The 21,541-nt window shown below is 63.4% G+C and carries 19 protein-coding genes and 1 pseudogene; 9 read left to right on the top strand and 11 right to left on the bottom strand.

Annotation, left to right across the window (positions count from 1 at the left end):
- Window positions 1-3: 3 nt before the first annotated feature.
- The gene (gene argC, locus QTI24_RS10770) at window positions 4-927 is read right to left on the bottom strand and encodes an N-acetyl-gamma-glutamyl-phosphate reductase (protein WP_286600314.1); all 924 of its coding nucleotides are present in this window, start codon (window positions 925-927) and stop codon (window positions 4-6) included.
- A gap of 185 nt (window positions 928-1,112) precedes the next feature.
- On the opposite strand from argC, the gene sucC reads away from it, so the two are divergent.
- The 8 genes and pseudogenes from sucC (at window position 1,113) to QTI24_RS10730 (ending at window position 9,943) form a co-directional block, all read left to right on the top strand.
- Window positions 1,113-2,279 carry an ADP-forming succinate--CoA ligase subunit beta gene (sucC, locus tag QTI24_RS10765; RefSeq protein WP_286600313.1) on the top strand — a complete coding sequence of 389 codons (1,167 nt, stop codon included), beginning with the start codon at window positions 1,113-1,115 and terminating at the stop codon, window positions 2,277-2,279.
- Between the two features lie 9 nt (window positions 2,280-2,288).
- On the top strand, window positions 2,289-3,182 hold the full coding sequence (gene sucD / locus QTI24_RS10760; protein WP_286600312.1) for a succinate--CoA ligase subunit alpha: 894 nt from the start codon (window positions 2,289-2,291) through the stop codon (window positions 3,180-3,182).
- A gap of 91 nt (window positions 3,183-3,273) precedes the next feature.
- Window positions 3,274-3,954 (top strand): TerC family protein, encoded by a 681-nt coding sequence (locus QTI24_RS10755; protein ID WP_286600310.1) that lies wholly within the window; start codon window positions 3,274-3,276, stop codon window positions 3,952-3,954.
- 26 nt (window positions 3,955-3,980) lie between these two features.
- The gene (locus QTI24_RS10750) at window positions 3,981-4,790 is read left to right on the top strand and encodes a Stp1/IreP family PP2C-type Ser/Thr phosphatase (protein ID WP_286600308.1); all 810 of its coding nucleotides are present in this window, start codon (window positions 3,981-3,983) and stop codon (window positions 4,788-4,790) included.
- Between the two features lie 68 nt (window positions 4,791-4,858).
- Window positions 4,859-5,515 (top strand): FHA domain-containing protein, encoded by a 657-nt coding sequence (locus QTI24_RS10745; protein ID WP_286600306.1) that lies wholly within the window; start codon window positions 4,859-4,861, stop codon window positions 5,513-5,515.
- A gap of 39 nt (window positions 5,516-5,554) precedes the next feature.
- The gene (locus QTI24_RS10740; RefSeq protein ID WP_286600305.1) at window positions 5,555-7,822 is read left to right on the top strand and encodes a CHASE2 domain-containing protein; all 2,268 of its coding nucleotides are present in this window, start codon (window positions 5,555-5,557) and stop codon (window positions 7,820-7,822) included.
- A 40-nt stretch (window positions 7,823-7,862) separates the two neighbouring features.
- On the top strand, window positions 7,863-8,660 hold the full coding sequence (locus QTI24_RS10735) for an MBL fold metallo-hydrolase (RefSeq protein WP_286600795.1): 798 nt from the start codon (window positions 7,863-7,865) through the stop codon (window positions 8,658-8,660).
- Between the two features lie 442 nt (window positions 8,661-9,102).
- Window positions 9,103-9,943 (top strand): annotated as a pseudogene (locus tag QTI24_RS10730) (IS3 family transposase).
- Between the two features lie 198 nt (window positions 9,944-10,141).
- Here the strand turns inward: QTI24_RS10730 and QTI24_RS10725 are convergent.
- The 7 genes from QTI24_RS10725 to moaC form a co-directional block, all read right to left on the bottom strand.
- Window positions 10,142-13,669 (bottom strand): pilus assembly protein, encoded by a 3,528-nt coding sequence (locus QTI24_RS10725; protein ID WP_286600303.1) that lies wholly within the window; start codon window positions 13,667-13,669, stop codon window positions 10,142-10,144.
- A gap of 30 nt (window positions 13,670-13,699) precedes the next feature.
- A complete protein-coding gene (locus QTI24_RS10720; RefSeq protein WP_286600302.1) occupies window positions 13,700-14,395 on the bottom strand; it encodes a pilus assembly PilX family protein in 696 nt (231 codons plus the stop codon).
- On the bottom strand, window positions 14,392-15,543 hold the full coding sequence (locus QTI24_RS10715) for a PilW family protein (RefSeq protein ID WP_286600300.1): 1,152 nt from the start codon (window positions 15,541-15,543) through the stop codon (window positions 14,392-14,394). The genes QTI24_RS10720 and QTI24_RS10715 overlap by 4 nt, the downstream gene beginning before the upstream one ends.
- A gap of 4 nt (window positions 15,544-15,547) precedes the next feature.
- Window positions 15,548-16,030 carry a type IV pilus modification PilV family protein gene (locus tag QTI24_RS10710; protein WP_286600299.1) on the bottom strand — a complete coding sequence of 161 codons (483 nt, stop codon included), beginning with the start codon at window positions 16,028-16,030 and terminating at the stop codon, window positions 15,548-15,550.
- Window positions 16,027-16,590, bottom strand: coding sequence for a GspH/FimT family pseudopilin (locus QTI24_RS10705; protein ID WP_286600298.1), 564 nt, complete (start codon window positions 16,588-16,590; stop codon window positions 16,027-16,029). The genes QTI24_RS10710 and QTI24_RS10705 overlap by 4 nt, the downstream gene beginning before the upstream one ends.
- Before the next feature lie 20 nt (window positions 16,591-16,610).
- Window positions 16,611-17,075, bottom strand: a complete 465-nt coding sequence (locus QTI24_RS10700) for a type IV pilin protein (protein ID WP_286600295.1) — start codon at window positions 17,073-17,075, stop codon at window positions 16,611-16,613.
- A 281-nt stretch (window positions 17,076-17,356) separates the two neighbouring features.
- Window positions 17,357-17,848 (bottom strand): cyclic pyranopterin monophosphate synthase MoaC, encoded by a 492-nt coding sequence (gene moaC / locus QTI24_RS10695; protein ID WP_286600294.1) that lies wholly within the window; start codon window positions 17,846-17,848, stop codon window positions 17,357-17,359.
- Window positions 17,849-17,902: 54 nt separating this feature from the next.
- Here moaC and QTI24_RS10690 point away from each other — a divergent pair, with 54 nt between their 5' ends.
- Window positions 17,903-19,471 carry a M48 family metalloprotease gene (locus tag QTI24_RS10690; RefSeq protein WP_503011242.1) on the top strand — a complete coding sequence of 523 codons (1,569 nt, stop codon included), beginning with the start codon at window positions 17,903-17,905 and terminating at the stop codon, window positions 19,469-19,471.
- Between the two features lie 45 nt (window positions 19,472-19,516).
- Here the strand turns inward: QTI24_RS10690 and QTI24_RS10685 are convergent, their stop codons facing one another.
- From QTI24_RS10685 to QTI24_RS10675, 3 genes are read right to left on the bottom strand one after another with little or no spacing between them, the layout of a single operon-like run.
- On the bottom strand, window positions 19,517-19,870 hold the full coding sequence (locus tag QTI24_RS10685; RefSeq protein WP_286600293.1) for a phage holin family protein: 354 nt from the start codon (window positions 19,868-19,870) through the stop codon (window positions 19,517-19,519).
- 16 nt (window positions 19,871-19,886) lie between these two features.
- Window positions 19,887-20,354, bottom strand: a complete 468-nt coding sequence (locus QTI24_RS10680) for a hypothetical protein (protein ID WP_286600292.1) — start codon at window positions 20,352-20,354, stop codon at window positions 19,887-19,889.
- A gap of 50 nt (window positions 20,355-20,404) precedes the next feature.
- Window positions 20,405-21,142 (bottom strand): TerC family protein, encoded by a 738-nt coding sequence (locus tag QTI24_RS10675; protein ID WP_286600291.1) that lies wholly within the window; start codon window positions 21,140-21,142, stop codon window positions 20,405-20,407.
- Between the last annotated feature and the right edge of the window lie 399 nt (window positions 21,143-21,541).

The following is a 21,541-nucleotide window of genomic DNA, read 5'->3' as shown; positions in this document are numbered from 1 at the left end:
GGCTCAGAGCCCCAGCATCAGCTTGAGGTTTTGCACCGCGGCGCCGCTCGCGCCCTTGCCGAGATTGTCCAGACGGGCGATGACGACCGCATGGCGATGGTCTTCGTTAGGGAACACGCGGATGTCGAGCTGATTGGTGTCGTTGAGCGACAGCGCATCGATCTTGCCGTCCTCGGTGGGCGGCAGCACCTTCACGAACTGTTCCGGCGTGTTGCTCCTGGCGTAGTGCGCGGCCAGTGCGTCATGCAGGTCGCTGGCCTTGGGGCGGTCGGGCAGGTCGTCCAGATGCAAAGGCAACTGCACTAGCATGCCCTGCTTGAAGTTGCCGACGGAGGGAATGAAAACAGGCCGGCGCGTGAGGCCGGTGTATTTCATGATCTCGGGGATGTGCTTGTGCTTGAGCCCGAGCGCATAGGTCTCGAACAGGGGCGCCTGGCCGCTTTCGTACGCCTCGATCATCGAGCGCCCGCCGCCGGAATAGCCGCTGACGGAGGGGAGGGCGATCGGAAAGTCGGGCGGCAGGAGCCCGGCGTCGACCAGCGGCCGGACGATGGCGATGGCGCCGGTGGCATAGCAGCCGGGGTTGGCCACGCGCTCGGCCTTGGCCACGGCGTCCTTCTGCCCGGCCGCGAGTTCGGGGAAGCCGAACACCCATCCCGCAGCCGTGCGGTGCGCGGTGGAGGCATCGATGATCTTGGGGCGGCGACCTTCGAGTTGATCAATTAGTGCGACCGATTCGCGCGCGGCATCGTCGTGCAGGCACAGCACGACCAGGTCGACGCCGGCCATCAGTTCGCGCTTGGCGGCGATGTCCTTGCGCAGCTCGGGCGCGATGCTGACGAGTTCGATCTGCGGCATCTTCTGGAGCCGCTCGCGGATTTGCAGGCCGGTGGTGCCGGCTTCGCCATCGATGAAGACCTTGACCATGACGGGGAGCCTCTGGGATGCTTCTGGAGAAAGTACGTATTGACCACAGCGACGGATTTGCCGTTGGTGCGGCGCACCATGATACAGTCCTCTGCTGTCCGCCGCCCCCGCCCTCTGGGCGCCGTGGCCCGTGGGCAACAGCCAAATTCTCCCGTTCTCTAAACCTCGATCCGAGAGACATCCTCATGAAGATTCACGAGTACCAAGGCAAGGAAATTCTTGCCAAGTTCGGCGTGCCTGTGCCGCGCGGCATTCCGGCGTACACAGTGCAGGAGGCGGTCGAAGCCGCTCAAAAGCTCGGCGGCCCGGTCTGGGTTGTCAAAGCCCAGATTCACGCGGGTGGCCGCGGCAAGGGCGGTGGCGTCAAGGTCGCCAAGTCGATCGAAGACGTCAAGAAACTCGCTGGCGACATCCTCGGCATGCAGCTCAAGACGCACCAGACCGGCCCTGAAGGCCAGAAGGTCCGTCGCCTCTACATCGAGGACGGCGCCGACATCCAGAAGGAATACTACGTCTCGGCCGTGACCGATCGCGCCACCCAGAAGGTGGCCTTCATCGCTTCGAGCGAAGGCGGCATGGACATCGAGGAAGTGGCCCACTCCACGCCCGAGAAGATCATCACCGTCTACGCCGACCCGAAGGACGGACTGACCGATGCGCAGGCCAAGCAGATCGCCGACGGCATCGGCATGCCGGCCGATTCCACCGCCCAGACCGTGGACATCCTGAAAAAGCTCTACGCCTGCTACATGGAGACGGACGCCTCGCTGGTCGAGATCAACCCGCTCAACCGTGACAGCAAGGGCAAGGTGATGGCGCTGGACGCCAAGTTCAACTTCGACAGCAACGCGCTGTTCCGCCACCCCGAAATCGTGGCGCTGCGCGACCTCGACGAGGAAGACGCGGCCGAAGTCGAAGCCAGCAAGTTCGACCTCGCCTACATCAGCCTCGACGGCAACATCGGCTGCCTGGTGAACGGCGCCGGCCTCGCGATGGCCACCATGGACACCATCAAGCTCTTCGGCGGCGAGCCTGCCAACTTCCTCGACGTGGGCGGCGGTGCCACCCCCGAAAAGGTCACCGAAGCCTTCAAGATCATGCTGAAGAACAAGAATGTCGAGGCCATCCTCGTCAACATCTTCGGCGGCATCATGAAGTGCGACACCATCGCCACCGGCGTGATCGCAGCCTGCAAGGCCGTGAACCTGCAAGTGCCGCTGGTCGTGCGCATGAAGGGCACCAACGAAGTCGAAGGCAAGAAGCTGCTGGCCGATTCGGGCCTGCCGATCATCAGCGCCGACACCATGGCGGAAGCGGCCCAGAAGGTCGTGGCAGCAGTCAAGAAAGCCTAAGGAAACGTCATGTCGATCTATATCAACAAAGACACCAAAGTCATCACGCAAGGCATCACCGGCAAGACCGGCCAGTTCCACACCGAGAAGTGCCAGGAATACGCGAACGGCAAGAACTGCTTCGTCGCGGGCGTGAACCCGAAGAAGGCCGGCGAGTCGATCTTCAACATCCCGATCTTCGGCTCCGTCAAGGAAGCCGCGACGCAGACCGGCGCGACCGTGTCGGTGATCTACGTGCCGCCGGCAGGCGCTGCCGCTGCGATCTGGGAGGCCGTCGAGGCCGACCTGGACATGGCGATCTGCATCACCGAAGGCATCCCGGTTCGCGACATGCTCGAAGTGCGCAACAAGATGAAGGCCAAGGAAGCCGCCGGCGGAAAGAAGACGCTGCTGCTCGGCCCGAACTGCCCCGGCCTGATCACGCCCGACGAGATCAAGATCGGCATCATGCCCGGCCACATCCACCGCAAGGGCCGCATCGGCGTGGTCAGCCGCTCCGGCACGCTGACCTACGAAGCCGTGGCGCAGCTCACCGAGATCGGCCTCGGCCAGTCGTCGGCGGTCGGCATCGGCGGCGACCCGATCAACGGCCTGAAGCACATCGACGTGATGAAGGCCTTCAACGAAGATCCTGACACCGACGCGGTCATCATGATCGGCGAAATCGGCGGCCCCGACGAAGCCGACGCAGCCCGCTGGTGCAAGGACAACATGAAGAAGCCGATCGTCGGCTTCATCGCCGGCGTGACGGCACCTCCCGGCAAGCGCATGGGCCATGCCGGCGCGCTGATCTCCGGCGGCGCGGATACCGCGGATGCCAAGCTCGCCATCATGGAAGAATGCGGCTTTACGGTGACGCGCAACTTCTCGGAGCTCGCCAAGCGCCTCAAGGCACTTCTCTGATTAGCTCGTTATCTCGCTGACCACACAAGAAGAAGGCGCCCGCAATTCCGATTGCGGGCGCTTTTTCAATCTATAACAGTGGAATAGAGACATGGAATATCTGCAAACAGCGGACTTCTGGATCGGCCTGCTCAAGATCGTCTGGATCAACATCATTCTTTCCGGCGACAACGCCGTGGTCATCGCCATGGCGGCCCGCTCGCTGCCGCCGCAACAGCAACGCACGGCGGTGCTGTTCGGCTCGGGCGCAGCGGTGGTGCTGCGTATCATCCTCACGGTGGTCGCGGCCAAGCTGCTGGCGCTGCCTTACCTGCAGATCATCGGCGGCGCGCTGCTGCTGTGGATCGGCACCCAGTTGCTCAGCGAAGAAGAAGACGGCGAGGGTGAAGACAAGGAATACGGCAGCATGCTGGCCGCGGTGCGGACCATCCTCCTGGCCGACCTTGTCATGAGCCTTGACAACGTGATCGCGGTCGCTGCGGCAGCTCAGGGCAGCATGGTGCTGCTGATCCTCGGCCTTGCGATCAGTATTCCGTTGGTGATTTTTGGCAGTACGCTCATGATCAAGCTCATGGAACGTTTCCCTATCATCGTCATGCTCGGCGCCGCCCTCATCGGCTGGGTGGGTGGCGAGACGATCGTGAGCGATACGATCCTGCGCGACGTGCTGGTGGCGAAGCCCTGGCTGCACTACGCGGCCGCAATGGCCGGCGCGGTCTTCGTCGTGGCCGTGGGCCGCTGGTTGCAGAAGCGTGCGCGCACCCAGCACTGATCGTCTGCATATCAACTGATTGAGTCATGGCAAATCCCGGCGCACCCGTTTCCACTGAATCCGGTGTGCAGACCTGGGATTTCGCCGCGCTCACCGATCCGGGCAGGGTGCGCGCCAACAACGAGGACACGATCGCTTTCGACGCCTCGCTGGGGCTGGTCCTGCTGGCCGATGGCATGGGCGGCTACAACGGCGGCGAAGTCGCGAGCGGCATGGCCATCGCGTTGCTGCAAGCCAGTTTCGGTCGTTGGCTCGCGCACGCAGGGCCCCACGCCAACCCGAAGGCAGTGCGCCGCGCCCTGCAGGCGGGCACCGACGAAGCCAACGCGGCAATCCTCGAAGCCGGCATCGCCAACGTGCAACTCCAGGGCATGGGAACCACGCTGGTGCTGGCCGCCTTCGGTCCGCAGCGCGCGATCATCGGGCATATCGGCGATTCCCGCTGCTATCGGCTTCGCGGCGAAAGATTCGAACTCCTCACACGCGACCACTCACTCCTGCAGGAGCAACTCGACGCAGGTGCGATCACGCCCGAGCAGGCCGTCCAGTCGCCGCATCGCAACCTGGTCACGCGTGCGCTGGGCATCGAGCGCCACGTCGAACTGGAAATGCACGAGCACAGCGTGAAGCCTGGCGACCTTTTCCTGCTCTGTTCCGACGGATTGAGCGAGATGGTGTCGGACGCGCAGCTTTTCACACTTTTGTTACAAGATATCGATTTGCCGGAGAAAGCAACACTTTTGGTTGCAACTGCCAACGAGAATGGCGGCCGGGATAACATTTCGGTTGTCCTGGCTCGGGCAGGTGGGAGCGAGACGCCCGAGGTCCCCGGATAGCAAGCTCAAGGAATCCACCCACCGCAAGGGCCCGCTGTGAATAAAAAAATGAGATTCAGGAGTCGGCCATGCCGAAATTGATCGTTTCGATCGACGGTGTCGTCATCAAGGAGGTGACGCTCGCCAAGGACCGCACGACGCTCGGGCGGCGGCCGTACAACGACATCGTGGTCGACAATCTGGCGATCAGCGGCGAGCATGCCGTGCTGCACATGATCGGCGGCGATGTCTACCTGGAAGATCTCAACAGCACCAATGGCACCTACGTCAACGGACGTGCCATCAAGAAGCAGGCGCTCGAACAAAACGACGTCATCGAGGTCGGCAAATACAAGGTCCGCTACGTGGCGGCGTCTGGCGCTGCCGACAGCGGGACGGCGACACGCACCGTCGTTGCTCCAGCGCCCTCGGGTCCGATTCCCCTTTCGTCTGCGCCCACGGTACAGGCACCGCTTGGCGGCGGCACTGCGGGTGTCGCGGTCATCCGCGTGCTGTCCGGCTCCGGCGCTGGACGCGAGCTTTCCCTGCAGAAGGTCGTCACCACCATCGGCAAGCCCGGCGTGGCCGTTGCTGCGGTCACCCGACGTTTGCACGGCTACGTGGTGGCGCCGATCGACGGCGGCACTTCGCTCAATGGCGAACCTCTCGGCAGCGAGGCGGTCGCCCTGCAAGACGGCGACGTGCTCGAGCTCGGCGGCACTCGGATGCAGTTCGTCGTCAGCTGATCCTTTACCTCCGCCCTGGATGAGCGCATGCGAGGCGCGATGAACGCGCTGCGCCAGCGCTGGGCGCGGATTGCCGTCACGCTTCTGCCCATCGCACTCGTCGTCGCGCACGTGGTGGGCGTCTGGCGCCTTCCGCTCCTGGAGGAACTCGACAATTTCATCTACGACGCGCGTCTGCGGGCGACCATGCCGCGCACCATGGATTCGCGCGTCGTCATCCTCGACATCGACGATGCGAGTCTCCAGCAGCTCGGCCAATGGCCCTGGCGGCGCGACCACCTCGCCCGCCTCACGACGGAGGTCATGGACCGTCAGCAAGCCACTGTGCTGGGCTTCGACATCCTGTTTGTCGAGCGCGATGAAAGTTCAGGGCTCGACGTCCTGAGGCGGCTGGCAGACGGACCGCTGCAGCACCAGATCGGCTTCGCCGAGGAAATCAAGCGCCTCACCGCTGAGCTGGACCATGACGCAGCCTTCGCCGATGCGCTGGCCGGACGACGCGTTGCGCTGGGCTTCTATTTCACCCAGAGCGTCGAGCCACGCGCGAACGGCGTGTTGCCAGCGCCGCTCCTGCTCCCCGGAGCGTTCCCTGAAGGGCGCGCCTACGCGACGCACTGGAACGGCTTTGTCGGCAGCATCCCGCAGTTGGGGGAGGCCGCGCCCGCGGCCGGATTCCTCAACGTGCTGCTCGAAGCGGAGAGGGACGGCATCGTTCGATCGGTGCCCCTGATTGCGCGTTACACCGGCACCCAGGCGCAACCTGGCTATTACGAGTCGCTGGGGCTTGCCGTCTACCGCCTGGCCGTTGGAGCGGACACCGTCACACCCGTATTTGCACCGGCGGGTGCGAACGCCGGTCCGCCATCGCTCGTAGCCCTGCTGCTGAAGGCCGGCACGAAGTCACTGCGAATTCCGGTGGATTCGAGCGCCAGCGCGCTCGTGCCGTTTCGCGGCGCAGGCGGCCCGCGCGGAGGATCGTTCCGGCACATCTCCGCGGTTGACGTCATCCGTGGCGCCTTGCCCCCCGGCGAGTTGAAGGACAAGGTGGTGCTGGTCGGCTCCACGGCGCCCGGATTGGAGGATCTGCGATCCGCACCGGTAGGCTCAGCTTATCCCGGCGTCGAAGTGCACGCCAACATCGTCTCCGGCTTGCTCGACGGGCGAATGCCCGTGGTACCCGATTACGCGCTGGGCTACGAGCTGGTCACGGTGCTCGCAGCCGGCCTGATCCTGGCTTTTGGCCTGTCGCTGAGCGCCGCGCCGCGCGCCGTGCTCATTGCCGTGGCCGCGACCGTTGCACTCATTGGCATCAATACATGGCTATTCATCCAGGCGGGTCTCGTGCTGCCGCTGGCATCCGCACTCGCGGTGGTCGCACTGGCATTCGTCCTGAACATGAGCTGGGGCTTCCTCGTCGAAACCCGCGCCAGCCGGAACCTGGCCAACCTGTTCGGCACCTACGTGCCGCCGGAACTGGTGAACGAGATGCGGGCCGATCCCGAGCGCTACAGCATGCGCGCCGAGAGCAAGGATCTCACGGTCATGTTTTGCGACATGCGCGGCTTCACCAAGATGGCCGAGCAGATGGCGCCCCTCGACCTGCAGGACTTCCTGAACGCGGTTTTCAGCCGGCTGACGGAGGTCATCAGCGCGCACCGTGGAACCGTCGACAAGTACATGGGCGACTGCGTCATGGCGTTCTGGGGAGCGCCCGTCGACATGTCCAATCACGCCGATCTGGCCGTGCGGGCTGCCGTCGAGATGGCGGCCGCCGTGCGGGAGCTGAATGCAGCGCATCGCCAGAACGGCCGGCCCGAGATCAGCATCGGCATCGGCATCAATTCCGGGGTGATGAGCGTGGGCGACATGGGCTCGGCCGTCCGGCGCAGCTACACCGTCGTCGGCGACGCGGTCAACCTCGCGTCGCGCATCGAAGGCCTGGGGGGACGCTACGGCGTCGAAATCGTGGCGAGCGAGGCCACGCAGCGACTCGTCCATACCTTCGTGTGGCAGGAACTCGATTGCGTGCGGGTGCAGGGTAAGGTGGGCACGGCGCGGATCTTCACCCCTGTCTGCCGCCGTGTCGACGCCGTCCGGAGCCAGTATGCCGACCTCGAACGCTGGAATGGAGTCCTTTCGGCCTACCGGGCACAGGATTGGGAGCAAGGTCAAGCTATGCTTTCGCCCCTCATTACTGTGGATGCCAAAAAAGTCCTTTACCTGCTATACGCGCAGCGTTTAGCCTCGATGTCGTTGCAGCCCAAAGATCCGAACTGGGATGGCGCAACCCGGTTCGAAACAAAGTAACAGCCAGCCCTCGGGCTGGCAGATGAAGGGTCTCGCGAAAATGCAGGTGCGTGTGTTGGGGTGCTCAGGCGCCATCGCCAAGGACTGCCGCACGACCTCCTTCCTGGTCGATAGCGACCTGCTGGTCGACGCCGGCACCGGTGTCGGCGACCTCACCCTGGACGAGATGGCCGACATCGACGACGTCGTGCTCACCCATTCGCATCTCGACCACGTCGCCGCGCTCCCCCTGATGATCGACGCCGTCGCCAGCCGCCGCACGCGGCCGCTGCGCGTGCACGCGCTGCGCGCGACCATCGAGGCGCTGCGGGCCCACGTGTTCAACAACGTCATCTGGCCCGACTTCGCGAGCATCCCGACCCGGGAAGCGCCCTTTGTGTGCTTTCATGACCTGGTGATCGGGCAGCAACTGCAGATCGGCAGCCGCAAGCTCAAGCACATCGAGGTGCTGCCGGCCGTGCATACGGTGCCGGCCTGCGGGTATGCCGTGCGTTGCGCCCAGGGCGGGCCGAACTGGGTGTTCAGCGGCGATACCGAGCGGAATGCGCCGTTCTGGGAGCGTGTGAATCAGCTCGACGTGGCGATGCTGGTGATCGAGACGGCGTTCAGCAACCGGGAGCAGGCGCTGGCGCAGCGGAGTTTGCATCTCTCGCCGGCGACGCTGGCCGGTGAATTGGCGCAGATTGCCGACGGGAAAAACTATCCCATCTACATCACACACACCAAGCCGGCTGAAACGGTCGAGATCATGAGCCAGATCGATGGCCTGACGGACGGGCTGGAAACACGGGGGCAGGATATTCGGTGGCTGCAGGCGGCGGAAGTGCTCGAGGTGTGACCACGATTGCTCGGCGGGTGACAAAAGTGTCAGGCTGCGCATCACCATTACGCATACGGCTGCTGCTGGTGGCGGCACAGTGGACTTGACCCCGCAATCGGGCGGTGTCGCCTTGGCCGGTCTTGCCGGCACCGCTCCGACCACGACGACCCCTGGGTCTGGTGGTAGCTCGACGGTCCCCACCGGTGGCTCGATCACCTGGCAATGCCGTCCGGGAGCAACTGGCACGCCGATGCCTGTCAAGTTCCTGCCTGCTTCTTGCCGTCCGTAATCGCCACGCGATACACGAAACAGCCGCCTTCGGGCGGCTTTTTCGCGTCTGGACGATCCCACCTTCGGATTTTTGAGGTGCCTGGTGACGTCTTTCCCAAATTCCGGACCTTTCAAAACTGGAGGTAAGGCGGCTTTTTCGGCCGGCCCGTGAGGGCAGGAAGGAGAAGCGATGAAGAGGTCGAGATTCAGCGAGGAGAAGATCGCCTACGCGCTGCGGCTGGCCGAGTCGGGCACGCCGGTGATCGATGTGAGCCGCCAGATTGGCGTGTCTGAAGCGACGTACTACACGTGGAAGAAGAGTTCGGCGGTCTGGGCGGCATTCACGCATCCGGGAGATCGCGATGGACCGGCCGAGATCTGGCTATCTGCGCGTGCTGGCATGCTCAAGTGCGAAGGTTGGTCGATTGCCAAGAAGCGGGTCTATCGGCTGGAAGGCCTGCAGCTTTGCATGAAGGTCAAGCGCCGCAAGCGCACCTGCAGTGGGGTCGACCAGTGCCGGCCACAGGTCCGAACCAGCACTGGAGCATGGACTTCGTACACGACCAGATGCTCGATGGCCGAGCATTCCGTGTGCTCACGGTGATCGATAGTCGCGAGGGTGTGTCTCTAGAGGCCAACTTCCGGCTGACAGGTCAATGTCGGGAAGGCGCTCGACTAGGCTGCAATCGAGCGTGGGTGTTCCAGGGCGATCACGGTGGACAACGGCACGGAGTTCACCTCCAAGGCGCTCGATGAATGGGCCTGGCGACGCGGAGTGAAGCTCGACTACACGAGGCCCGGAAAGCCCACTGACAACGGGCTGATCGAGTCGTTCAACAGTCGTTTGCGAGACGAGGTCCTGAACGTCAACGAGTTCATTGCGATGCACGGATGCGCGGGAGAAGTTGAAGGCTTGGCAGCATGACTACAACCATCACCGCCCGCACAGCTCACTCGGCCACCTGACCCCGAATGAGTTCGTCCAAAAGAGGTCAGATCAAGCAGCCGAAAACCGCCCGACTCCAGTTTAGAAATTACCGGATAAGGGGGAGACGTCAACGCGCTCGTCGACTCGTCGTCTTCTGACCTGGCTTTTTTGGGGACGTGCTCATGGCGCCACAACGGCTTTCAACACTCAGAGACTCACCTCGCTCGGCCCTTTAGGCCATGGCTTCCAAACACCGTGTTCTCCTGACTTGGGCTGCCTCGTGGCGTTGAGTGCATTCGCATTAATTCGTGATCACTTCCCGCCACATGATCCGAGTCGGATTCGTTGAAGACGGTATCGCCACGTCGTAGACCTTGGTCTTCGCGTCAGACGTGCGCACGAGGATCTTCACCGTCCCGTTGGGCAGCCCTTCGGGCTGCACACGGCTCGCCAACACATTGCCGACGTAGCGGCTTGTCAGGTTCGGTATGGGTTTGCCGCTGCTGTAGTTGATGAAATAGAGATTGGAACTCCCTCCCGGCGCACATTGATCGCTCGAAGGTATGTTCGTCGTGAACGCAAGAACACCCTGGAACAAAACCGGACTCGTGTAGGAGCGCTCGCCTGCGGGTGTGGTCGCAAAATCCAGTACCCAGCCCTTCTTGGTCGCGAGATCCACCGGATTGCTGGTCACATTGATGTTGGTGCCGGACGCCACGGCGGTCTGCCGTACGAGCTGAGTGCGTAGCGGTGCGATCGTCGGGGTGGTCGACTTGTCGTCCAGCAGGCCGTACATCGATTGCGCCCGGGTGGCGCTCGCCTTGGCGCCAGATGTGCCCGGGATATCAGTCGTTCCGAGGTAGGACCCGGTACCCACGAAGACCATGCGTTTGTCGTTCACGACCCCGAGCTCCGGCGTTCCGGTGACGGGTTGTGCCGCGCCGCTGGCGTCTACCAGCGTTGCCAGCAGCTTCACGTTCCAATTGGTGGTCGACGCATCAGACAGGTCGAAGCGCCAGACATTGCCAAGCGTGTCGCCACCATAGACGTAGTCGGCGGTGTCGTCGACCCCCGGGTTCGCCAGGAAGGCGCTGATCTTTGCCAGCCCGCTGGGGTCTGCGCTTGTTCCGGCACCGGTGCTGATGTCCTTGATCAAGGCACCCGTAGCGGTGTTCAGCACGTAGAGGTGGCCAGCGCCATCGCCCCCCGTCGTGGAGCCGTTGTTGTAGCCCGAAGTCACCAGGGTGACCCAGCCCGCTGCCTTGGTCTTGACGTTGAGCGGCGAGCCATAGGTGTAGCCGATGTTGTTCTTGACTGCCGCAGGTGTACTCGCGTTCGGAAACTCCCACATCACCTTGCTCGCCACCGTGCCATCGGAGGTGGCAGTCGGGTCGGTCACATTCAGCGCGTAGTAGCCCCTTCCACCCTTGGCGAAGCCTCCGACCAGGACGGTGGCCCAGCTTGCGGCGGGCGGTGTAGGTTGGTTCGCCTGCGTATTGCTGAGATCCACGTCGGTCGCCGTAGGCGTTCCATTCACATAGAAGCGGTGCTGAAACAGCGACTGCTGCGTCAGACCGACCAGCGAACTTGTCGAGGTGTAGGTAGTTGAAAGATTGGCGTCCAGCAAGTTGCCGGGCACATAGGCCCACAGTTCGGCGCCAGTACTTGCGTCGAAAGCGTGCAGCATGCCGTCATTGGCGCCCTGATAGACCACCTTGGTGCGAGTGGCCGCAGTGCCTGCCTTGAACGTGGCATATCCGGTATCGGTGTAGCTCGAGCGCGGCGCGGACACGTAAGTCGGCTCGGCATCCACGATGTCGCCCAGCACATGGGTGCGCGTCCGGTAAGGCTTGGCGCTATCGCTGCCATCACCCTCCTTGCTTCGATCTCCCCGCAAGTAGGAGATCACCGCCGCATTGTCGGTCGGGCCAGGCGGGGTGCTCGGAGAGTTCAGCCGCGACAGCTTGGCAGCCAGGCCGGTCGCAGTGAAGGGCACTCCGGCACTGCCGTCGAAACTTGCGATATAGCGCGAGCTGAATGTCTTGCTGTCCAGCAGTGACTGAGCTGACCAAAGCGCCGTGTCGCTCAAAACGCCAGTATTCAGATCGATCGCAAAGGCCTGAAGGTCGCCGTACCACGCACCAGAGTTGAAGCTGGAGGCAAAGGCCGAGTTGTCGCCCGATCTGACATTCGGATTGCTGACGGCCACGGAGGCGGCCGAGCCCGTACGGTTGACGATGTCGTTGAGGATGGACGAGAGTGCCGTCTGCAGCTTGGCTGGGTCTTTGGTATTGAAATATTTCCCGTGGCCGTTGAGCGCTGCGTGCCAGAGGTCATCAATGGCGGTCGCGGTGTCAGCCACCGGAGTGGGCCATTTCCCCGTTCCCGTTGGCGCCGATGTAAGGGTGCCGCTCGCGCCGAGACCAATGGTGAAGGTCGTCATGTGCTGCCATGTGGCCGGATCGGAGGCATTGGAGGTTACTTTGCCTGCCGAAGAACCCGTGAGGTCGGTGATCCAGTACTTCATCGCCACGTCGGCAAGAGTGTCGGAGGCCGTATTTCCGTCATAGAAAGGAGCAGGGAAACGCTGGTCTTTGACCAGTGGCGCGCCCGCGACCGGATCATTGATGGTCGCACCGTTGTCAGGATTCACGTAGACGTTGGCGGGCAGAGTCGGGACGGTGGTGTCCTGGTCATCCGCTGACGTGATTCCGGTGCCATTCCAATAGCCATCCGTCGAGAGGATCGAGTAGTTGGGCGTGCAGGCGAGGGGGACTGTTGTGCTTCGGCTTGTAGTGGTCGCGCCGGGCATGGTTCCACTCTTGAAATATCGACCGGCGCGGTCGAGTGCGGCGACCAATGGCGTGCCGCCGTTCGGATTGATGGAATGGAGCTTTGAGTACCAAGTATTCTTTTGGGTGCCATCGAAATCAGACAAAGCAACAAAATTCACCGCAGAGGTGTTGTTGTTTGAGTTGTTGTCGTTGATCGTGGCAAAACCTACACGAGACTTTGCGTCGAGAGCAGAAAAGGCGAGCCCCAATGAGGACTTCGCGGTCAAAATGCGGGTACGGTAATAACTGAACCAGTTCGCGAAATTCTGAATTTCTTGGTCGTAGCTGCAGGATGTGACGGTTGAATCGCCGCAGTCGGTTCTTGTGGCCGCCTTGGGGAACGGGGCCGAAGTACTGATAATTTCTTTCCGGTCGTAATTGCCATCAATGTCTTGGCCTGAACTCCCGTTTTCCGTCCCGGAGCCTTTCCACGCGTAATAAAACGCGTAGCGGGCATATTGGGTTGTTTTGGAGGTGGTAGTCGTGGACGAGCAGCTGTTATTGGTTGCGAAGCTCGCAGCGTCGTATCGCGGTAGAGAGGGAGCATTCGAATCGTTCCAGCACGATGCGGTCAGATCCACGGTGCCAGTAACGCCCGATTGGGTCGGATACGGATCGATTCGTGCGCTTGCTTTCGGGCTGTTACCCATCGATGACGTAGACGTTGTGGCGGCGCCGTCGTATTTCACCCCTGGCAAATAGGTAATTCCCGGGTTGTAGTAGAGCTGATTGAAAGATGGCGAGTAATAGGCTCGCACGTCTTTCCTGCCGTTCGTATATTCGGCGGTTGCGTCGCCCCCCGTAATCGAACCCCACTCCATACTGCCCGAGTTATCGAGTGTGAAAAGGACGTTCGGCTTGACCCCGCTCTGAACCGCCAGCGGAACGTCCGTCAGGTCGGTCGTCGCCGCGAAGGCCTGAAAGGGCTGCGCAATCAGCGAGAGCACCATCATTGAAATGATGCCGGTCGAAGTTTTTTTGAGTGCTGGATACATGGTGCGTACTCGTTGTTGTTGCGGCCGTACTCAGCCGTACGGCAGTTCGATCGTTGTCTGGACGATGCTGCTGGTATTGCGCGGCCCCTGGACGCGCACAGTCACCCGGTAGTGGATGGTGGGCCGCGTGGGCGGCGGAGGCGCCAGGCTTCCGAAAACGTTGGTGGTCTGCGCGTGGCTGCTGGTGTTGTCGTCCACCGAACCACCGCCGGCAGAAAACGGCTGCCCGGCCACGCACTTGCTTGTGAGCAGGGTCAGTGGGTCGGTGAGCGCCGGGGCGGTCGTGCACAGGCGATCGATGACGTACTGAACACGGTAGGTGGATTCATCGGTGCAACTCACGGCGGCGGTGCCGCCCGCAGTGTCGTAGCAGAGCACGTTGGCCCAGTTGATCGTGCTGGGCACGCCGTTGGCGTCTACCGCCTGCATCAGGCGAAAGTACCTGTTCGCAACGTCCGCGTCGGCCACGGCGAGCGCAGGCAACGCATTGAAGGCGCGTTCGGCGCCAGTATCGGCAGCATTCGTGGTCGCGTTCTTGAACGCGACATTGCCGGATATGACGCTTGCGGTGTCGGTGGAACGCAGCAGCGCTGCCGCCGCGAGCGAAAGCGCCAGGAGCGCGATCAGCGCGATGAACACGATGACGCCGCTCTGCGGCTTGGCACGGCGGTGGCGCAGGGCCGAGGCGCGGACCCTTGGTCCCGGTAGGGATGAGGCGAGATTCATGGCAGGTTGGCCCAAAGAACGTTGCGAAGCGGCACCACGGTCTCGAAGGTGCGGTAGCGGTAGCAACGCCAATTGGGGTCGTTGCTCAGGTCGATGGCCGGGCCGCCCGGCCAACTCGCGGGTGCCACGGTCGTAATCGCGCATGCGGTTGCGCCATCGGGCAGTCTTTCCCTCAGCGGGCTGCGGACGACCACCGCTATGCGCACGGCCTTGATGCGCCTGACGTCCGCCAGCAGGGGCGTGGCCCAGTTTCCTGCGGCTCCCCCGCTGGTCGCGCTGACCCAGTTGTTGACAACCTGGCTGCCGGCGTCGCTGATGCCGTATTGGGCCTTGAGGCTGACGACGTTGTTGGACAGCTGTACCTGGGTGGTAGAGCTGAAATAGTCCTGGGAGACCAGCGAGCCGTTCACTACCGAATACGTGCGCTGCGTGAGTGCGCCCACGTCGAAGATGCGGGGATTCGTGCTGTACGAAACCGGCCAGCCCTGCGCCGTCATGTAGGCCGCCGGGGGGTTGTAGGTGGGTTGCGCTGCAGTTCCTGTGGCGGTGTCGTGCGAGAGGATGAAAGTCGTCGGGCTGGCCGGGTTGGCCACGCTGCCGGTGATGCGCGCCAGGGCGCAGTCGCCGCTGTCATCGGTCACCCATACGAAGCCACCTGTGGACGAGAGTCCCACGGGTGTGGTCGGCTGAAAATTGGCGGCCGCCGTGTTCGGAGGATTCGCGGTGACGTTCTGCAGCAGCGCGTCAAGGACGTTGGCACGCACGGAAGTGCCCCAAAGCAGGGTGATTCTGTCGGATGCGCCCGCCGCGGTGCCGCCATCGGTGATGCGCACAGGCGTGCCCCCGAAGTCGGGCACAGGGCCGGTAAGGGTGCCATTGCTGAAGTAGGCGAAGTACCTCCCGCAATTCATGACGCGAGCCGATGGCATGCCCCAACCCGCGGCGCGAATGTCCCGCTCCATCGTGGTGAGACTGAAGATGCCGTTCTGCTGTGTGTCCGCACCGGACGTGGTCGTGCGCTTGATCCCTTCGTTGGTCGCGACCACCTGGTAGATGATGATCGTGACGACAAGGCCCACCACCATGCCCACGAGAATTTCGACGAGGCTGAATCCTCGCTGGCGCTTGGCGTGCTGAAGTGTTGACATGATTTCAGCCTTGAATCTGCGTCGTGAGCGTGAAGTTGTGAGGCGTCGCGTCTTGCGGACCTTGCCAGCAGAGGGTCAGGGTGATGGCGTTGCTCGGCCCGACGACGATCTGTTGCTTCAGGTCGGTCGCGCCGGGCAGTGAACCCGGGTTGGTCGGGTCCGACAGCCCGCTGAGCCAGCTGGTCACCGCCGCATTGCCGGTGGCGTTGGTGCCTGAACTGCAGGGCACATCCGCGGCATTCAACGCATACGTCGGCACGTTGAAGCGGTCGACCCACATCTGCCCCACGATCTGGTTGGCGAGCAGGCTCGCCTTGGCACGGTAGTCGGCGTCGCGCACCGTTCGGATTGCGGTCGCCTGCAAGCCTACGATGCCGAGGATCGCGAAGGAAAAGATGGCAATGGCGACGAGCGCTTCGATCAGCATGACGCCGCGCTGCGATTGGGGCTGCTTGCGCGTGGCTCGGGGAGGCAGCTTGTTTTTCATAGACAACCTTGGGGATTCGTCGCCAGGGTGAACGCGGGGTCGCAGAGCCTGGCATCGCCGCCCGGCGCGAGAACAATCGACAGCGTGCGCGTTCCGGTGCCTCCGGTGACGTCGATCTTGCGTACGGTGGTCGCCGTGGTCAGGCGTCCAAGTCCGGTGAATGCAACGTTCGCCGGCATGCCGGCACCCGCGGCAGCCACCGTAGCGGTCACGTTGGTTGCGGTGCCGATGCGGGCATTCGACGAAGCGGACCTTTCCCTGCGGGTCTGGACCTGCTGATCGAACACCGTCGGCGTGGCCGTCGCGGCGGACATGACAGCCCAGTCCGTGCCGCCTGTCACCGCCGTGCTGTTCGAGGTGTTGAGCAACTGGAACTGGATGTTGGTATTCCGACGTATGGCTTCGGCACGGGCGAGTTGCAGACCGTTCAGAACCGACTCCGCAGCGGCGCGGACCTGGGTGTTCCGGATGAAAGTCGTGTAGCTCGGGTACGCGAAGCTGAGCAGCAGGGCGAACAGCGAGACGGCCACCATCAACTCGACCAGGGTGAAACCCTTCATTCGAGCGCGCACGACGCGTTTCATGGCTTGCGAAGGACCCAGGTGGTCTGGGCACCGCTGAAATTCCAGGCGCAACTCGTGCAGGTGGTGCCCTGGTTGTTGCGTTGGTCGATCGTGTAGGCGAGGCCGGTCGTCAGACTGCCCGTGGCACCGGTGGCTGTCGCTGTGTACGTCTGGCCCGAGTTCGCCGTGGCGCACGTATAGGTAAAGCGCGCACTGGCCGGAGTTGGCAGCGCAACACCACAGTTGCCGCCCGCAGCGTAGGTGCGGTTGTCCTGGTAGTACTGCTCCATCTGCGTCCGATAGTCGGCGAGATTCGTGGGCGCCTCTTGGGCCTGACCGCGTCGCTGATAGTCCGTGTAGCTCGGATACGCGATCATCGACAAGATGGCCACGATGGCGACCACCACCATGATTTCGATCAACGTAAAGCCGGACTGGGGCTTCGGATTCGATGACCGGTTACAGAAACTGGACGGGTTCATAGGGGCTTGGTTCTCTGGCGAGTTGGGCTGCAGGCGCAATTTCTACAATGGTCACAGATTGTCACAGGCTGCACGAATCCCAAAAGCCGTTCGGCATGCGGACGTTGCCGCTGGTCGGCGGCGGAGACTTGGTGCTAAGGATTGGTCAGGTCGTGGACTGACCGAACGACAAGCACATGCCTGCCGACCGCGCTCTTTGATCGCGGTAGGAGGCTCTTATGTGGTTGCAGACGCGCGGCACGCGCGCGGGGACGCCCGTCCCAGAGTGTCGAGAAGCTGGCTCAGCCCTGCGCGTCGCCGGCGGTATAGCTGCCTGACTTGCCGCCGTGCTTCTCAAGCACATGGACGTCGGTGATGCGCATGCCCCGGTCCACGGCCTTGCACATGTCGTAGATCGTCAGCAGCGCCACCTGCACCGCGGTCAGCGCTTCCATTTCCACGCCGGTCGGGCCCACCGTTTCGACCGTCGCCGTGCAGCTCACCTGGGGCAAACCGCCCTCGGACAGGGCGAAAGCCACCGCCACGCGCGTCAGCGCAAGCGGATGGCACAGGGGAATGAGGTCACTCGTCTTCTTCGCGGCCTGAATGCCGGCAATGCGCGCAACGCCCAGAACGTCGCCCTTCTTGGCGGTGCCCGATTCGATCAGCGCCAAGGTGGCTGCCTGCATCTCGATGCGCCCGGTCGCCACGGCCACGCGGTGGGTGGCCGGCTTGGCGGCCACGTCGACCATGTGCGCCTGGCCCTGGGCGTCAAAATGTGTAAGGGAGCTCATCTGTGAACGTTCGGCGAAGTGCCGCATCATACGAGGCCGAACCATTGACCAGGAATGTTGCGGGTGACTCCAGTTTTCCACTCCACCGGCGCGCCTCGGCCCGCCTGGCGCCTCTTGCGGAGCGTGTGCGCCGCCGTGGTGATCGCCGCGCAATTGGCGCTGCCGGCCCCCGCCCTGGCCCAGCTGCCGGGCATGGGCGACGGCGGCGAGATGACCGCCAGCGCCGAGCGGCATCTCGGTGACCAGATTGCACGCGAGCTGTATCGCGATCCGGACTACATCGACGATCCGGTGCTCGCCGAGTACGTCGACGACATCTGGCAGCGGCTGCTTGCGGCCGCGCGCACGCGGGGTGATCTCACGCCCGAACTCGACGAACGATTCGCCTGGACGGTGGTGCTCGGGCGCGACCGCAGCATCAACGCCTTCGCCCTGCCGGGGGGTTACCTCGGGGTCAACCTGGGCCTGATCGCGGTGGTGGGCAGCCGGGACGAACTCGCCACGGTGCTGGGACACGAGTTGTCGCACGTCACGCAGCGCCATATCGCGCGGAATATGGCCAAGCAGAGCAAGCAGATGCCGCTGATGCTCGCCGGGCTGATCCTCGGCGCGATCGCTGCCAGCAAGAGCCGCAGCCCCGATGCCGGGCAGGCGATGATCATGGGCAGCCAGGCCGCATTTGTCCAGAACCAGCTGAGCTTTTCGCGCGACATGGAGCGCGAGGCCGACCGCGTCGGGTTCGGTGTGATGACGCAGGCCGGCTATGCGCCGCAGGGTGCAGCCGCGATGTTCGAGAAGCTGCAGTACGCGTCGCGGCTCAACGACAACGGGTCCTATCCATACTTGCGCAGCCACCCGCTCAACAGCGAGCGGATCGCGGACATGCAGGGTCGCTTTCAGTTCAAGGCCGGAACGCCGCCGGCCGCGCTGCCCCTTGCGATGGATCACGCCATGATCGCCTCCCGGGCGCGAGTGCTCACGCGCCCGGGCGTCGACGTGCTGCGGCTGTGGGTCGACTCCGCCTCGAGCGGCGAGTTCGCGAAGAGTTCGCCCGCGCAACAGGCCGGCACGCTCTACGCGGCAGCGCTGGCGGCCAGCGAACTGCGCGACTTCAAGGCAGCCCGCGCGCTGGCGCAGCGGCTCGTCACGCTCACGGCGGGCAATGCGCCGTCCTCTCGCCTCGCGCGACTACTGTCGGCCGAGATCGAACTCGCGGCGAATGCTGCACCTGCCGCGGCGGCGCTGCTCGATCCCAAGGCCAAGGACCGGCCCGAGATGTTGTTGTCCGCACAGGCTGCAGTTGGCATGCGGAATTCCGCGCCGATGATCCAGCCGCTGCGTGATTGGGTGGCCGTCCATCCGCGCGACGCGTCTGCCTGGCGCACGCTGGCCAATCTGTACGGGGCGCAGAACGACACGGTCCGCGCGGTGCGCGCGGATGCCGAGGCCAACGTGGCGATACTGGATTATCCGGGTGCGCGCGATCGTCTCCGGGCCGCTCAGGATCTGATTCGCAAGGGAGGCGTGTCCGTCGATCACTACGAGGCGTCGATCATCGACACGCGCGCACGCGCAGTGGAGGTGCTCTTCAGGGAGCAGGCGGCCGAGCAGCCGCTCAGGTAGGGGAAAAGGAAAGCGCGCGGCGTGAATGCGCCGCGTCGCAATGCTTCAGCGCTTGGAGAACAGCCCGCCCAGCGCGGATTCGATGACCAGTCCCAGCAGCGAATAGATCAGCGAGCCAATCAACGCGGCGACGAAACCATCGACGTGAAAGCCCGGCAGCAGGCCGGACGCGGCCCAGAACAGCAGGGCGTTGATCACGAACAGGAAGAGGCCCAGCGTGACGATGGTGACCGGTAGCGTCAACACCACCAGCACCGGCCGCACGAACATGTTCAGCAGGCCGATCACCGCTGCGGCCAGCAGTGCCGAGGTGTAGCTCGTCACCTGGACACCGCTGTAGAAGTAGGTGACTGCGAGCAGCGCGAGCGCGCTGAGCAGCCACTTGATGAGCAGTCGCATTCAGGGAGTCGCGCACCTATTCCGACAATTCGTTGGCCAGCATGAGCAATGCGCCCATTCCGACCACGGCGCCTGGCAAGGCCCAGCTCGACTGTCCGGGAGGCGCGACGTCGGGTGCCACGGGCTCGAGGTCGACTCCGATCTTGGGCCGACGCGCATCGACCACCTGGGCCGCGCCGTGTTCCAGCTTCAGACGCTTGGTCAGATCGGTCAGCGGCCCCTTCGCGAGGACCGGGATTACCTGCCCGCCTTCATGGGCCAGCAGTGGCAGCAGTTGATCCTGCACCTTTGCGAACCACTTGGCACGCCAGTTCTCACGCGCACTGTGGCTCACCCACTTGCTGATGCGGTGCGTCATGCGAGGGGCGCAAGCCACCAGCACCCATTGGCGTGGCCCGCCGCTGCCCGCTTCCGCCGCTGCGACCTTGGCGAGAAACTCGCGCGCATAGGCCGCATCGTCGACGTACAGAATGATCTTTTCCATAGGTGCTCCTTCTTTCATTGGTTGGAGTGGCAGAGGCAACGGGTCGGAGATCAGGCAGTCACGGTTTCAGCAGGCTTGGGACGACGTGCCGCAACCCATTTGCCGATAGCGAGCACCAGTAGCGCACCGAAGACACCGGCAGCGTAGCGCACCACATCAGTTTGCGGCAGTTTCGGCACCCACGTCCATGCCGCGGCATTGGCAACGGCCGGGTCCGACACGGCCATGGTGCCCGCGATCCAGCCCAGAAGCATGCCGCCGAGCGTGATGATGATCGGGAAGCGGTCCATCAGCTTGATGACGAGCTGGCTGCCCCAGACGATGATCGGGATGCTCACCAGCAGGCCGAAGATCACGAGCGGCATCTGGTGGCCTTCGCCGGCACCTTGCGCGGCGCCCGCGATGGCGATCACGTTGTCGACGCTCATCACGAGGTCAGCCACGATCACGGTCTTCACGGCGGCCCAGAGCTTGTCGCTCGCGGTGATGTTGCCATGTGCGTCGTCATGCTCGGGCGCGAGCAGCTTGACGCCGATCCACACCAGCAAGAGGGCCCCGGCGAGTTTCAGGAAGGGGATCGCAAGCAGTGTGAGCGCGAAGAAGATCAGGATCACGCGAAGCACGATGGCGCCCGCTGTGCCCCAAAGGATGCCCTTGGTGCGTTGCGCCGGTGGCAGCTTGCGGCAGGCCAGCGCGATCACGACGGCGTTGTCGCCACCCAGCAAGATGTCGATCATGATGATCTGACCGACAGCGACCCAGAACTCGGGGGTCATCAACAGTTCCATAAAGTCCTCCATTCAATTCGAAACCGCCCATGCGGGTCGGATGAAGCGGCTGACTGAGGATTCGGAAACCCCCAAGGAACTTGCAATCGCTTCGATCAAACCAGCACGGGTTCAAATCGAAGGTCTTGCTCGGCAGCGCGATGGCTGCCCGACAGGCCGGAAGTGTTGTGTGCTTCGTATTGACGACCTGACGATGTCCGCTCTCGACAGCGGACGGGAGCTACTCCCCTTCGTGGGCGCGATTAGAGCATCGAGGCCGTCCTGTGGCAACCCGCGGTCGCCGGCCATTCAAGAAAAAGGCGCTGGGAACCCCTGTCAACACAGAGATGATTGCTATCTATTTAATAGCGCCCAATTCCTTCGCCGGTTGCGGGACTTTGGCGGACTATGATGCCCGCT

The sequence above is a fragment of the Variovorax sp. J22P240 genome, from assembly GCF_030316855.1.
GTDB lineage: Bacteria > Pseudomonadota > Gammaproteobacteria > Burkholderiales > Burkholderiaceae_C > Variovorax.
This window is presented reverse-complemented; position numbering and strand designations above follow the sequence as displayed.

Excerpts from the sequence above, each read along its gene's own strand:
- argC (WP_286600314.1), bottom strand. The coding sequence starts at position 927 with ATGGTCAAGGTCTTCATCGATGGCGAAGCCGGCACCACCGGCCTGCAA.
- sucC (WP_286600313.1), top strand. The coding sequence starts at position 1,113 with ATGAAGATTCACGAGTACCAAGGCAAGGAAATTCTTGCCAAGTTCGGC.
- sucD (WP_286600312.1), top strand. The coding sequence starts at position 2,289 with ATGTCGATCTATATCAACAAAGACACCAAAGTCATCACGCAAGGCATC.
- QTI24_RS10755 (WP_286600310.1), top strand. The coding sequence starts at position 3,274 with ATGGAATATCTGCAAACAGCGGACTTCTGGATCGGCCTGCTCAAGATC.
- QTI24_RS10750 (WP_286600308.1), top strand. The coding sequence starts at position 3,981 with ATGGCAAATCCCGGCGCACCCGTTTCCACTGAATCCGGTGTGCAGACC.
- QTI24_RS10745 (WP_286600306.1), top strand. The coding sequence starts at position 4,859 with ATGCCGAAATTGATCGTTTCGATCGACGGTGTCGTCATCAAGGAGGTG.
- QTI24_RS10740 (WP_286600305.1), top strand. The coding sequence starts at position 5,555 with ATGAACGCGCTGCGCCAGCGCTGGGCGCGGATTGCCGTCACGCTTCTG.
- QTI24_RS10735 (WP_286600795.1), top strand. The coding sequence starts at position 7,863 with ATGCAGGTGCGTGTGTTGGGGTGCTCAGGCGCCATCGCCAAGGACTGC.
- QTI24_RS10725 (WP_286600303.1), bottom strand. The coding sequence starts at position 13,669 with ATGTATCCAGCACTCAAAAAAACTTCGACCGGCATCATTTCAATGATG.
- QTI24_RS10720 (WP_286600302.1), bottom strand. The coding sequence starts at position 14,395 with ATGAATCTCGCCTCATCCCTACCGGGACCAAGGGTCCGCGCCTCGGCC.
- QTI24_RS10715 (WP_286600300.1), bottom strand. The coding sequence starts at position 15,543 with ATGTCAACACTTCAGCACGCCAAGCGCCAGCGAGGATTCAGCCTCGTC.
- QTI24_RS10710 (WP_286600299.1), bottom strand. The coding sequence starts at position 16,030 with ATGAAAAACAAGCTGCCTCCCCGAGCCACGCGCAAGCAGCCCCAATCG.
- QTI24_RS10705 (WP_286600298.1), bottom strand. The coding sequence starts at position 16,590 with ATGAAGGGTTTCACCCTGGTCGAGTTGATGGTGGCCGTCTCGCTGTTC.
- QTI24_RS10700 (WP_286600295.1), bottom strand. The coding sequence starts at position 17,075 with ATGAACCCGTCCAGTTTCTGTAACCGGTCATCGAATCCGAAGCCCCAG.
- moaC (WP_286600294.1), bottom strand. The coding sequence starts at position 17,848 with ATGAGCTCCCTTACACATTTTGACGCCCAGGGCCAGGCGCACATGGTC.
- QTI24_RS10690 (WP_503011242.1), top strand. The coding sequence starts at position 17,903 with ATGTTGCGGGTGACTCCAGTTTTCCACTCCACCGGCGCGCCTCGGCCC.
- QTI24_RS10685 (WP_286600293.1), bottom strand. The coding sequence starts at position 19,870 with ATGCGACTGCTCATCAAGTGGCTGCTCAGCGCGCTCGCGCTGCTCGCA.
- QTI24_RS10680 (WP_286600292.1), bottom strand. The coding sequence starts at position 20,354 with ATGGAAAAGATCATTCTGTACGTCGACGATGCGGCCTATGCGCGCGAG.
- QTI24_RS10675 (WP_286600291.1), bottom strand. The coding sequence starts at position 21,142 with ATGGAACTGTTGATGACCCCCGAGTTCTGGGTCGCTGTCGGTCAGATC.